This is a genomic window from Dyadobacter beijingensis DSM 21582 (genome assembly GCF_000382205.1).
GTDB lineage: Bacteria > Bacteroidota > Bacteroidia > Cytophagales > Spirosomataceae > Dyadobacter > Dyadobacter beijingensis.
Map to the genome: position 1 here is coordinate 304,026 of NZ_KB907790.1, position 13,203 is coordinate 317,228.

The following is a 13,203-nucleotide window of genomic DNA, read 5'->3' on the forward strand; positions in this document are numbered from 1 at the left end:
AGCAAGCGTAAAGATGAAACATAAATTGGTTAAACAATAATTCCATTGTCAGTTTCTCGGTGGTTTTCCGCCATTCAGCAGCCCCTGCATGCGTTCCAGCGTTTTCTTCTCGCCGCAAAGCGACAGGAATGCCTCCCTTTCCAGGTCGATCAGGTATTGTTCCGAAACCAGCTGCGGGTAACTCAGGTCGCCGCCGTTGATCACGTAGGCCAGCTTACCGGCGATCTTGGCGTCGTGGTCGGAAATGTAGTTTGCGAGGCGCATTTGGCTGATACCCGCGAGGAACAATGCGATGCCGGTCTTGCCCTGCACTTTAATGTCGTTACGCGGCTTCGGCTGGGTGTAACCATTGTCGGCCAGGTCTATCGCCGCCTGTTTCGCTTCGGCGATCAGCCGCGAGCGGTTGAGCACGATCTGGTCTTTGTCCTGCAGGTAATTCATCGCCTTCGCCTCGTGTGCGGAGGTGGATACTTTCGCCTGGGCGATGTTCATGAATGCATTCTGAAGAATATTCAGCTCCGGGTCGCCGGCCTGGTACAGGTCCGAGCAGCGTAATGCCATTTCCTTGGTACCGCCGCCTGCCGGGATCAGCCCCACGCCGAATTCCACGAGTCCGATGTATGTTTCCGCATGTGCTACCACCTTGTCCGCGTGCAGCGTGAGCTCGCAGCCGCCGCCGAGCGCCAGCGTATGAGGCGCCACTACGACTGGGATCGAGGAATAGCGCGCCCGCATCATTGTTTGCTGGAACTGCGAGATCACCATATTGATCTCATCGAACTCCTGCTCGATCGCGAACATGAACAGCATGGCCAGGTTAGCCCCGGCCGAAAATGCCTCCACGGCCTCATTACCCACTACCAGCCCGCGGAAATCCTTTTCCGCAATGCTGATCCCTTTTTGAATGCCCTCGATCACCTCCGAACCCATTGTATTCATTTTGGATTTGAATTCGAGGTTCAGGATGCCGTCGCCGATATCGTACAGGTTCGCGCCCGCATTTTTCCACACGATATTGTCTGAAAGATTGCTGAGGTAAATGAAGCTTTCCTGGCCTGGGATCTTTTTGTAGGATTTGGAAGGAATATCGTAGTACAGCTTTTTGCCGTTTTCGACCTTGTAAAACGACTCGTTGCCGCCCGCCAGCATGTCGTACACCCATTCGGCCGGTTTCATGCCGAGCGATTCCATGATGCCGAGCATGTTTTTCACCCCGATGGCGTCCCAAGTCTCAAAAAGACCATATTGCCAGCCGAAACCGGTGGTAATGGCCTGGTCGATGCGGAATATTTCTTCCGAGATTTCAGGAATGCGGAATGTGGCGTATTTGAAAATGTCTGCGAAGGTCTTGCGGTAAAAGTCGCCTGCATTGTCTTTACCCGCTACCAATGCCGGAAACCGCTTGTACACATCGGTAATGGCCTTGGTGCCTTCCAGTGTATCGAATTTCACTTTGCCCGAAGGCACGTATTCCAAAGTCTTGAAATCGAGCGCGAGGATCACCGACTTGCCTTTGTCGTCTTTGATTTTCTTGTAAAAACCCTGGCCCGTCTTATCGCCCAGCCATTTGTTATCCGAAAGCTTCTGCATGATTTCGGGCAGGATAAATGCATCCCGCGACTCGTCCGTGCCTTCCCCGGAAGCATAAAGGTTGTTTGCGACATGTACCGTCGTGTCAAGGCCTACCACGTCCGAAAGACGATAAGTGCCGGACTTAGGCCGTCCGGCAACCGGGCCGGTGAGTTTGTCCACTTCATCCACGGTCAGGCCCATTTCTTCGGCCACTCGGATGGTTTGTATCAATGCATAAATACCCAGGCGGTTGGCGATGAAGCCGGGCGTGTCTTTACATAGCACCGTCGTTTTACCCAGGAAAAGATCGCCGTAATGCATCAGGAAGTCTATCACGGCCGGATCGGTGTCGGCGGTCGGGATGATTTCGAGCAGGCGGAGGTAGCGCGGCGGGTTAAAAAAGTGCGTCCCTGCGAAGTGCCTGCGGAAATCCTCGCTCCGGCCCTCGGCCATTAAATGGATCGGGATGCCCGAGGTATTTGAGGTCACGAGCGTGCCTGGCTTGCGGAGCGCGTCCACTTTTTCGTAAAGGCTTTTCTTGATATCCAGCCGCTCTACCACCACTTCAATCACCCAGTCGTAGTTTTTGATATCGCCCAGGTTGTCGTCGAAGTTACCGAGCTTGATCCGCGACGCGAATGCCGGGCTGTACAGCGAGGCCGGCGTGGCTTTCAATGTCGCCTGGAAAGAATCATTCACGATCCTGTTGCGGAATGCGGGGTGATCGGTGGTAATGCCTTTTGCCTTTTCGGCGTCGGTGAGGTCTTTCGGCACAATGTCGAGCAGGAGTACTTCCACACCTATATTGGCAAAATGGCACGCAATGCGCGAGCCCATAATGCCCGAACCAAGAACAGCTACTTTACGAATGGAACGATTCATTTTTACTAAGGTTGGTTTTCAGGATTGGATTGATGGCGGTCAGAAATCTTCCGTGATCTCGCCGGCTTTCAGTTTCTGGTTCTCTTCTTCCACCAATCGGTTAATATCTTTGATCACATCAAAAAAAACGACCAGCTTGTCGAGAGGAATCTTGTCGCGGATCATCGTATTGAACGAAATCACGCCCTCGCGCGCCAGTTCGCGCTTTTCCTTGCCGAGCTCGGTGAGTACGATGCGCACGAAGCGTTTGTCGTTTTTACTCACTTCGCGGCGGATAAGCCCCTTTTCTTCGAGGTTTTTGAGCATCCGAACGAGGCTCCGCGGCTCCATACCAAGCAATGGCGCGATCTTCGTGGCGGGCGTGCCGTGCTCGATGTCGATGTTCAGCAGGACATACCCGACAGCCATGGTGGTGTCAAAACGGGCGGCATAGGCATTGTACATCCGCGATATGGAATGCCAGGCCCATTTGATCTGGAAATCGATTGTTTTTTCCTTGCGCATCGTTTCAAAAAGCTATTGGTATCAGGTAATGCCCTTATCACAAATGTAAGCAATGTGCTTACTATTATGCAAGCATACTAATTTGTGCCCAATAAAAAACACACCGCCCCGAAAATAGGACGGTGTGCCGTTATTGCTCTCTCCCGACTACTTCTCGCTGATCAGCTTGTCCATCAGGGTATTGAAATCGGCCACGAACTCGTCGTAATACTGGCCGGTGCCCGGACCGTTAAATCCGGTGTGGATCTCGCGTACCTTGCCTTTTTTGTCGATAAAAATGGTGGTCGGGTACGACATCACCTTGTTCAGCATGGGCAATGCTTTCGCCGTCGAAGCGTCGGAGCTCGTTCCGGCGAGTACCACCGGGTAATCGATGCCGAAGCGGGTTACCATGCGGTCGATCTTCGGGTTGGCTACTTCCGGCTTGTCGGAGCGCTCGAACGAGAGGCCGATGATCTCCACGCCGCGCTTTTTGTTCTTTTTGTACCAGGGTGCGAGGTAATTGGTTTCATCCATACAGTTGGGGCACCACGAGCCCATGATCTGGATAATGACCGGTTTCCCTGCGAATCGCGGGTCTTTCAAGGTCCAGGTTTTGCCTTTGGTGTCGGCCAAAGAGAAGTCCACGCCTTCGAAACCCGGTTTCAGGAATGTCATTTTCGTCGCATCGGGCAGCTTGGCCTGCGGATCGGGCTTGGCGGTCCAGGTCTTGAATGCCTTCACGCCCGACCATTGGCTGCCTTTCAGCGAGCCGTCGGGCTGGAAGCCGGCTTTGAAAAGCATCGCAAACGAGCCGTCGAATGTGGATAGGTAAAGGCTGTCGCCGTTCACGCTGCCGGTCAGGTAGCGGTAGTCGCCCGTGGGCGTCAGGAAAGATCCCGCCACGTCGGTGCCTTGCTGCGTGAAGTTTCCTACGGCTACGGTTTCGTCGCCGGTAGTCGGGTTTTTCAGGATAGTAGCCCATTTGCCGCTCACATTTCGGGTGCTTTTGGCTTCGCCTTTCCTGAAAAACTTATAATTTTCGCCCTGCTCGGCATGGAATGGCAATGAACCGGCGATGGCGCCGTTGGCATAGCGGTAATAGGTGCCTTTGAGCTCGTCGCCCGTCGATTTGGCGATGATTTTCGCATCGAACATCATCATCGGGATCACAAGCGAATCGTTCTGGAAGTAGGCGCTATCCATTTTCAGCTTTTCGGTGCCGTTGAGGACGCTTACGGTGTAGGTTTTACCGTCGTTGTTTTTGGAAATATCGAGGATAACCGGCAGTTTCTGATCGTCGCGGCTCAATGTGGCGCGCCAGATGCCGGTTTGCGGCGGGATTACCGGCGAGGGCCGGAAAGCTGCGATTGCCGCGAAAAATGAAAGAATTCCAAACGATAACAGGAGTCTCATATTCAATTTACTGGTGTTGAAAGACATTAGTGGTGTCAAAATTAATTCCCAGGACCGGCGTGATTCCTACGCCTGAAAATTGCTAAGTTTGTAACTGCCGCTTTGCCGGAAATAGTTCCTTAGTACATTGCTTTTAACAAATGGATTCACCTAGTACCTACCACGTTCCCGTCATGTTGTCCGAGTGTCTGGAAGGCCTTCAAATACAGCCCGATGGCATTTATGTCGATGTTACTTTCGGCGGTGGCGGGCATTCCCGGGCCATTCTGGAAAAGCTCACGACGGGCCGGCTGCTGGTGTTCGATCAGGACCCCGACGCGGTTGCCAATGCATTGGAATTTAAAGACGATCCGCGGTTTACATTTATCCCGGCCAATTTCAGGCATCTCAAGCGCTATCTGAAACTGAACAAGGCGCCGCAGGTGAATGGTATCCTGGCCGATCTAGGCGTTTCGAGCCACCAGATCAATACGCCCGAACGGGGGTTTTCTACCCGTTTTGACGCCGACCTGGACATGCGGATGAACCCGAATGTCGAAAAAACAGCCCGCGAAGTGCTCAAAACACGCTCGGCAGGGGAATTGCAACGTATTCTGGGCATGTACGGAGAGGTTACCAATGCCCGCACGGCGGCGGAGGCCATTCTCGCCGCCCGTTACAATTCGCCGATCGAAACGGTGAACGACCTGAAAAGCATTCTCATGCGCTATGCGCCCAAGCACCGCGAAAACAAGTATTTCGCCCAGGTGTTCCAGGCGCTGCGGATCGAGGTGAACGACGAGCTGGCCGTGCTGGAAGAGTTCCTCACGCAGGTACCCGAAGCGCTGGCGCCCGACGGCGGCAGGCTGGTGGTGATGTCGTACCATTCGCTGGAAGACAGGCTGGTTAAAAATTACATTCAGAAAGGGAAGTTTTACGGAGAAGTCGAAAAGGACTTTTATGGGAACGAGATCAAGCCGCTCAAAGGCGTGACGCGCAAGCCCATCGAAGCGACTGCGGAAGAAGTAGCCGTGAACCCGCGCGCCCGGAGCGCCAAGTTGCGGATCGCGGAAAAGGCGTAATTTGAAACACCCCTAAAAATGGCTGAGAACAGAAAACGACCCAAAGTTACGCCACCAAAGCCGCCCAAGCGGAAGCGGGAATACTCCCTGTTCAACTGGCTGAACAAGTTTTTGCCGCTGGATAAGGTATTTGGCGAAAAGCTGCCGGGACAGGAAGAGCGTTTGCCGGTGAAGTACTTCTATTATTTCGGCTGGGTGATCGTGCTGCTCGTCGCTTACGAGCGCATCGGGTTTCAGTCAGAGGAATATGTGCGGAAGACCATCAAGCTCAAAAAGGAGGTCGACGACCTGAAAGCGGAGTATACCTCCATTCATGCGGAATACGAGCGCGCCGGCAAGCAGTCGGTGGTGGTGGAAAAAGTGCAGGCCGAAGGGTTAGTGGAAAATCTGACCCCGCCGAAAAAGATCATTTTGAAAGAAGAAGACCAAGAATAGCCGCGCCCTTATGAAAAACGAAGTCGAAAGCGGTCAGAACAATAAAAAAGCGCTGATCAACCGGGCCCGGCTGGTGGGCTGGATGCTGTTCGTGCTGGCGATCCTCGTGTTCGCCAAGCTCATCCGCGTGCAATATTACGATACCTTTAAAGGGAAAACCTGGGCCGAATATTCAGAAAAGAACGACCTGAAACTGGACACGATCCCGGCCATGCGCGGTAACATTTACGCGAGCGACAACAGCCTGCTCGCGACTTCGCTGCCGTATTATTATGTAGGTTTTGATACAAAAGTCGCCGACTCGGCCTATTTCTATAACCATATCGACGAACTGGCTTCGCTTTTGGCCAAAAACTTTAAAGAGAATACGGCGGAAGGCTACAAAAGCAAGATCATGCGCTACCGTGTGAGCAAAAGCAAACGGTACCTGCGCCTGAAAAGCAAGGAAATCACCCATTTGGAGCGCGAGCGGCTTAAAAAATGGCCGTTTTTTGCCAAAGACCGCAAAGGCGGCGGCGGGAAGTTCGAAACGATTTACAAGCGTTACAAACCATTCAGCCCGATGGCCGACCGCACCATCGGCGGCATCGATCCCAAGAGCGGGCGCGGCTACATTGGCCTGGAAGCGAGTTTTGACAAACAGCTGGAAGGCCGGCCGGGCATCGGCTGGGTAGAGAAGGTGGAAGGCGGGCTCAAAATACCGGTAGGCGACGCATTCAACGTACAGCCGGAGGCCGGCCGCGACATTTATACGACGCTCGACATGAATTACCAGGAGCGTACCGAGATCGCCTTGCGCCGGAAACTGCTCGAAATGGATGCCGATTTCGGTTCGGTGATCATTATGGAAGTGGCCACGGGGGAAATCAAAGCGATGGCGAACCTGACCAAGCGCGGGCCGGGTAAATATGAAGAGGTATTCAACTACGCATTGGCGGGCAGCAACGACCCGGGCTCGACGTTCAAGCTCGCGACGATGATGGCGCTTTTGGAAGAAACGCATATGGACCCCGACCAGGTGACCGTCAACACGGGCGACGGGGCCATGAGATTCCGTAACCACATTATCCGCGATGCGCACCGCGGCGGATTCGGTACCATTACCGCTTCGCAGGTTTTGGAAAAATCGTCGAACATCGGCATTGTGCAGCTGATGCAGCGCTATTTTGCCAACAAGCCGGATAAATATTTGGGTTACCTTAAACAATTCCACCTGAATCAGCCGACCGGTATTCATATGAAGGGTGAAAAGCCGCCATTGGTACGCGACCGCAAGTCGAAGCAGTGGAGCAGCTATTCGATGTACTTCATGGCGCATGGCTATGAAATGCAGATGACACCTTTGCAGACGCTGGCATTCTATAATGCGGTGGCGAATAATGGTTACTGGGTGCGTCCGATGATCGTCCGGGAGATCCGCAATGCGGAAGAAATCGAGGACAAAATTCCGCCGTACGTCGAAGAAAAGCCGATAGCCTCGCCGGAAACCATCCGGAAAGTGAAGAAAATGCTCGAAGGCGTCGTGAATGCCGGCTTGGCCAAACACATTAAAAGCGATTTGTACCAGATCGCCGGGAAAACCGGGACCGCCCGCAAGCTCATCAACGGCGTGTATACCGAAGGCAAGAACTACACGTCTTTCGCGGGTTACTTCCCGGCCGATAAACCGAAATACAGCTGCATTGTCATCATCGATAACCCGAAAAGTACCGGCGCCGACTACACCCGGTATGCGGGCAGCGTGGCCGCGCCGGTGTTCAAGGAAGTGGCCGACCGCATTTACGCCTACGACGTCGCCATTCAGAAGCCGGTGAAGGATTCGATCCCCGAAACATCGCAGGATGTGAAATGGACGGGCATTACCAACGACCTGAATGTGATCAGCAAGTCGCTGAACATGACGCCGGTGGCCGAGGAGAGCGAATATGCAGCGGCGTCTCTTTTCAAGAAAGGCAAAACCAAATGGAGCCCGCGCGATGTGGAATCGCGCGATGTGCCCAACCTGCAAGGGATGTCGATGCGCGACGCGCTGTACGTGATGGAGAACAAGGGTTTCAGGGTAACATTCAAGGGTTCCGGGAAGGTAATCGAACAATCACTGCCTCCGGGCACCAATAAAACAGGCAGCAAGACCATCCTGCTTACATTACAATAATCCTTCATGGAAAACGATCCGATTTTGAGCAGCCTGCTCGGCGAAGTAAAAGGGGCCATTATTCATGGCTACGCCGATGTCAAGGTCAAGAATATTATCCTGGATTCCAGAAAAGTGCTGCCGGGAAGCCTGTTCGTCGCATTGCGCGGCACGCAGGTAGACGGCCATCAGTTTATCAACACCGCCACCGAGCTCGGCGCGACCGCCATTTTGTGCGAAGAACTGCCCGAAAGCGTGCGGGAAGACATTACTTACATTCAGGTGGACGGCTCCGCGGCGGCAATGGGCCTTGTTGCGGCCGCATTTTACGGGCATCCTTCCAAAAAAGTGAAACTGGTGGGTGTAACAGGCACCAATGGTAAAACGTCTGTGGCGACGTTCCTTTTCCAGCTTTTCCGGGCATTGGGCTACCGCTCGGGCCTGCTATCGACGGTGCAAAACCAGATCGAAGACGAGGTAATCCCGTCGACGCACACCACGCCCGACGCCGTGGCCCTGAATGCATTGCTCGCCCAAATGGCGGCCAGCAATTGCAGTCACGTGTTTATGGAGGTAAGCTCGCATTCCGTGACCCAGCACCGCATTACCGGCCTGCATTTCGCAGGAGGCATTTTTACCAATATCACCCACGACCACCTCGATTTCCACAAGACATTCGATAACTATATCAAGGCCAAAAAAGGGTTTTTCGATGCATTACCGAAGAGCGCATTCGCCTTGGTGAATATCGACGACCGCCGCGGTACCGTGATGGTGCAGAACACGAAGGCGCGCATCGAAACCTATTCATTGCAAACGCTGGCGAGTTTCAAGGGGAAGATCATTTCGGACACGCTCGCGGGGATGCATATGGACATAAACAACCAGGAAGTGTGGTTCCGTGTGATCGGCCGGTTCAATGCCTATAACCTGCTTGCGGTATATGGTGCAGCGGTGCTTCTGGGTGAAAAGGAAGAGGCTGTTTTGACTGAACTTTCCAATCTGAAAAGCCCTCCGGGACGCTTCGAACAATTCCATTCCGCGGACCATATCGTGGGCATTGTGGACTACGCGCACACGCCCGATGCGCTCGAAAACGTGCTCGAAACGATCACGCATTTGCGGCAGGGCAATGAGCAGGTAGTCACGGTAGTAGGCTGCGGAGGCAACCGCGATGCCGAAAAACGGCCGAAAATGGCAGAAATAGCCTGCCGGTACAGCAACCGCGTGATCCTGACATCGGATAACCCGCGTTTTGAGGACCCGATGGACATTCTCGATCAGATGCGGAAGGGCGTGCCGCCATTGGATTACAAAAAAACAACGGTGATCGAAGACCGCCACGAGGCGATTCTCAAAGCGGGCATCGAAGCGGAACCGGGCGATATTATCCTGATCGCCGGCAAAGGACACGAGAACTACCAGGATGTGAAAGGCGTCAAACACCATTTTGACGACAAGGAAGTGCTGATGGAAGTATTCGCAAAGCGGGCAGGGAATTAAAATCCAGCATGCTTTTGGCGTAGTCTATTAAAAAAACCAATTTTGCAGCCGTCATCCCAATAAGCTTCTTCATGCTCTATTATCTCTTCGATTATTTAGACAAACATTTCAACATTCCCGGGGCCGGGGTATTCCAATATATCTCGTTCAGGGCGCTCGGCGCGACGGTATTGTCGCTTTTCATCGCCGCCACCTGGGGAAAGTCTATCATTAATCTGCTGCGGAGAAAGCAAATGGGCGAGTCGATCCGCGACCTTGGGTTGGCGGGGCAGCTGGAAAAAGCCGGGACGCCTACGATGGGCGGTTTCATCATCCTGGCGTCGCTGCTGATCCCGGTGCTGCTGTTTGCGAAACTGAGCAATGTCTACATCGTTTTGCTGATCATCACGGCCATCTGGACGGGCGGGATCGGCTTTCTCGATGACTATCTCAAGAAATTCAAGAACAACAAGGACGGGTTGGCCGGACGCTTCAAGATCGTAGGCCAGGTGGGTTTGGGCCTCATTGTGGGGATTACGCTTTCCTTTAATGATAATGTCAAAATCCGCGTGTACGACCAGCCGCTCCTGAGCTCGAACCTGGGCGAAGTGCAGCGTTACCACGATATTATCCACCCGACGATCACGACCATTCCCTTCATCAAAAACAATGAATTCGACTACAAAACATTGCTTTTCGGATGGCTGCCCGAGGAATATACCTGGGTGATCTACACCATTATCGCGATTTTTATCATCACCGCCATTTCCAACGGCGCTAATATTACCGACGGGATCGACGGCCTTGCGGCGGGTGTATCGGGCATTATCGCGCTCACGCTCGGCGTGCTGGCGTATCTGTCGGGTAACACCAAATTTTCGCAATACCTGAACATCATGTATATCCCCAACTCAGGCGAGCTCGTGATATTCTGTGCGGCGTTCATAGGGGCCTGTGTCGGGTTTTTATGGTATAATGCATATCCTGCCCAGGTTTTCATGGGCGATACGGGCAGCCTGATGCTCGGTGGGGTGATTGCCGTGGTAGCACTGGCGATCCGGAAAGAATGGCTTATCCCCGTGATGTGCGGGATATTCATTGTCGAGAATGCGTCGGTGATATTACAAGTCAGCTATTTTAAATACACCAAAAGGAAATACGGCGAAGGGCGAAGGATATTCCTGATGTCGCCGCTGCACCACCATTACCAGAAAAAAGGCATTCACGAAGCCAAAATCGTAACGCGCTTCTGGATCGTCGGAATTATCCTCGCGATTTTGACGCTGGCGACATTGAAACTACGGTAGAGATATCCAAATGTCAGTCTCACATTCTTCAAGCCAAAAAGCCCCGGTTCATAATGAATCGGGGCTTTTTGGTGGTTTTTAGTCTGATGATATCGGGGTAATTTATTCTCTTAGTTCCATGAGCATTTCATCGGTGATTTTGTTTTTGTCTTTGAAATCGGCGACGGTTTCCGTGAACGTATTTTGCAGATTCTCCACATTCTGAAGGTTCTTATAAACACCGTCGTAGATCTCGTTCAATGACTTGTCGAGGTTCTGGACGTTGACATTCATGTTCTCAGTTTCAATCTGACCAATCTTCTTGATCACGGCAGTTTCACTGTTTTTCAAATCCTCGATTTCGCGCAGGATCTTCTCCATGGTCTTAAACTTTTCGATCTTATCCATAAGTCTTTTTCAAGATTGTTTTCGAGGGTGATGTTTAAAATATCATACCAAAGCGGATGTGCCTGCCGGTAAAACCACTGTGAAAGCTGCTTTTACATGCTATGAAAACGACAAGATTCGCATTGCTCCTGCTGGCGGTATTTGCATGGCCGGCGACCCATATTTCAGCCCAGATCACCGAAAAAACGACTTCCTGGAAAGGTTTTGAAAAAGTAGAATTTACGTTTCAGGACCGCAATGCGTGGTTTGTAAAACCGCCAAAAGCGATACCAGGAAACCCCTGGGTGTGGCGGGCACATTTCCCCACCTGGCATACCGATATGGACAGCATTTTGCTCACACGGGGTTTCCACGTGGCGTATGTGAACACCAACGACATGTTTGCGCACCCGAAAGCCATGCAGGTTTGGGATGATTTTTACGATTACCTCGTGAAGGAAAGGCATTTTGCCCCGAAAGTAGCGCTCGAAGGCGTGAGTCGCGGCGGCCTGTACGTGTACGGCTGGGCGAAGCGCAACCCCGACAAGGTAAGCTGCATTTACGCCGAAGCACCCGTGGCCGACCCGAAAAGCTGGCCCGGCGGCAAGGGCAAGGGCAAAGGCTCGCCCAAGGACTGGGAAGCGTGGAAGAAGCTATTTAACCTGACGGAAGAGCAGGCGGTGAATTTTACGGATATTCCATTAAACGACCTGGCCGGGCTGGCGGCATTTAAAGTACCCATTGTCCACATTGTAGGTTTGAAGGACGAGCACGCGCCCGTCGCGGAAAACACCGATCTGCTGGTGAAAAACTACCTCGCATTGGGCGGGCCCGTGAGTGTATACCCGATGACGCGGGGTGAGCAGACGCTCGAAGGGCACCATTTCCCGATCGAGCACCCCGAATTTTTTGCCAATTTTATCGAACAGAACAGCGTACCGGTGCAGAAGCCGCTGCCGCATACGCCCTACATTACATGGAACAAGGGCCTCGGCAATGCGTTCGATCAATTCCGCACGGCCAAGAAGGGTACCGTCGCATTTCTGGGCGGCTCCATTACCCACAATCCCGGCTGGCGTGACAAAACCGCGCGGTACTTGCAGGAGCATTTCCCCGACACCGAATTTACCTTTATCGCTGCCGGCATCCCGTCCCTAGGCAGCACGCCGCATTCGATGCGTTTCGGGCGCGACGTACTCGCGAAAGGCATGCCAGACCTGCTTTTTGTGGAAGCGGCTGTGAATGATAGGGGTAACGGATTTAGTGAAAAGGCGCAAATCAGGGCGTTGGATGGTATTTTAAGACAAATGTATACGGCTAATCCCAAAGCGGGCGTGGTCATGATGGCGTTCGCGGAGCCTAAGAAGAACGATGATTACGAAGCCGGCAAGGAGCCTGTCGAAGTGGGTGTGCACGAGCGTGTGGCGAAGCATTACGGCGCAGTTTACATCAACCTCGCCAAAGAAGTGTACGACCGCATCAAAGCCGGGGAATTCTCCTGGAAATACGATTTTAAAGACCTGCACCCGTCGCCATATGGCCAGGAGGTGTACGCGCAAACGATCAAGGAAATGCTGAAAACGGAATCCGCGGCCACGGGAGCAATCAAACTTCCGGCCCCGATGGACCGTTTTACCTACGACAAAGGCAGCTATCACCAACTGGAAGAAGCCAAAAACCTGAAAGGCTTCACGCTCGACCCCGACTGGAAGCCGAAAGTGAAATTTTCCACCCGCGAAGGCTTCGTAAATGTGCCCATGCTCGTGAGTGAAGCAGCAGGCTCGTCACTGGATTTCGAATTCAAAGGCCGTGGCGTCGGTATCGCGATCATTTCAGGCCCCGACGCCGGAAAAATCACCTACACGATCGATGGCAAGAATCCCAAAACACTCGACACTTACACGCCGTGGAGTAATCAGCTGCATTTGCCCTGGTACCTGATGCTGGCCGATGAGCTGCCGGCCGGGAAGCACAAGCTGCATTTGACCGTTTCAGTCGAAAAGAATGAAAAGAGTGAAGGGAATGCGCTGCGGGTTGTGCATTTGCTTGTGAATGAGTAGCACGC

10 protein-coding genes are annotated in these 13,203 nt (G+C 52.9%); 6 read left to right on the plus strand and 4 right to left on the minus strand.

Features of this window, described 5'->3' with window-relative positions:
- Nucleotides 1–48: 48 nt before the first annotated feature.
- The 3 genes from H144_RS0124935 to H144_RS0124945 all read right to left on the minus strand — a co-directional run bounded on the left by H144_RS0124935 (nucleotide 49) and on the right by H144_RS0124945 (nucleotide 4,353).
- A complete protein-coding gene (locus H144_RS0124935; RefSeq protein WP_026350978.1) occupies nucleotides 49–2,454 on the minus strand; it encodes a 3-hydroxyacyl-CoA dehydrogenase/enoyl-CoA hydratase family protein in 2,406 nt (801 codons plus the stop codon).
- Nucleotides 2,455–2,493: 39 nt separating this feature from the next.
- Nucleotides 2,494–2,958 (minus strand): MarR family winged helix-turn-helix transcriptional regulator, encoded by a 465-nt coding sequence (locus H144_RS0124940; protein WP_019944838.1) that lies wholly within the window; start codon nucleotides 2,956–2,958, stop codon nucleotides 2,494–2,496.
- A gap of 147 nt (nucleotides 2,959–3,105) precedes the next feature.
- Nucleotides 3,106–4,353, minus strand: a complete 1,248-nt coding sequence (locus H144_RS0124945) for a TlpA disulfide reductase family protein (RefSeq protein WP_033403274.1) — start codon at nucleotides 4,351–4,353, stop codon at nucleotides 3,106–3,108.
- 140 nt (nucleotides 4,354–4,493) lie between these two features.
- Here H144_RS0124945 and rsmH point away from each other — a divergent pair, with 140 nt between their 5' ends.
- The 5 genes from rsmH (at nucleotide 4,494) to mraY (ending at nucleotide 10,772) form a co-directional block, all read left to right on the plus strand.
- The gene (gene rsmH / locus H144_RS0124950) at nucleotides 4,494–5,414 is read left to right on the plus strand and encodes a 16S rRNA (cytosine(1402)-N(4))-methyltransferase RsmH (protein WP_026350979.1); all 921 of its coding nucleotides are present in this window, start codon (nucleotides 4,494–4,496) and stop codon (nucleotides 5,412–5,414) included.
- Between the two features lie 18 nt (nucleotides 5,415–5,432).
- Nucleotides 5,433–5,849 carry an FtsL-like putative cell division protein gene (locus tag H144_RS0124955; protein WP_019944841.1) on the plus strand — a complete coding sequence of 139 codons (417 nt, stop codon included), beginning with the start codon at nucleotides 5,433–5,435 and terminating at the stop codon, nucleotides 5,847–5,849.
- A gap of 10 nt (nucleotides 5,850–5,859) precedes the next feature.
- Nucleotides 5,860–8,004, plus strand: coding sequence for a PASTA domain-containing penicillin-binding protein (locus H144_RS0124960; protein WP_019944842.1), 2,145 nt, complete (start codon nucleotides 5,860–5,862; stop codon nucleotides 8,002–8,004).
- A 6-nt stretch (nucleotides 8,005–8,010) separates the two neighbouring features.
- Nucleotides 8,011–9,486 carry a UDP-N-acetylmuramoyl-L-alanyl-D-glutamate--2,6-diaminopimelate ligase gene (locus H144_RS0124965; RefSeq protein ID WP_019944843.1) on the plus strand — a complete coding sequence of 492 codons (1,476 nt, stop codon included), beginning with the start codon at nucleotides 8,011–8,013 and terminating at the stop codon, nucleotides 9,484–9,486.
- Between the two features lie 71 nt (nucleotides 9,487–9,557).
- Complete coding sequence (gene mraY, locus H144_RS0124970) at nucleotides 9,558–10,772, plus strand: phospho-N-acetylmuramoyl-pentapeptide-transferase (RefSeq protein WP_019944844.1); 1,215 nt, start codon at nucleotides 9,558–9,560, stop codon at nucleotides 10,770–10,772.
- Nucleotides 10,773–10,874: 102 nt separating this feature from the next.
- Here the strand turns inward: mraY and H144_RS0124975 are convergent, their stop codons facing one another.
- Nucleotides 10,875–11,159 carry a hypothetical protein gene (locus H144_RS0124975; RefSeq protein WP_019944845.1) on the minus strand — a complete coding sequence of 95 codons (285 nt, stop codon included), beginning with the start codon at nucleotides 11,157–11,159 and terminating at the stop codon, nucleotides 10,875–10,877.
- A gap of 101 nt (nucleotides 11,160–11,260) precedes the next feature.
- On the opposite strand from H144_RS0124975, the gene H144_RS0124980 reads away from it, so the two are divergent.
- Nucleotides 11,261–13,198, plus strand: coding sequence for an SGNH/GDSL hydrolase family protein (locus tag H144_RS0124980; protein ID WP_019944846.1), 1,938 nt, complete (start codon nucleotides 11,261–11,263; stop codon nucleotides 13,196–13,198).
- The last annotated feature ends 5 nt before the right edge of the window (nucleotides 13,199–13,203 follow it).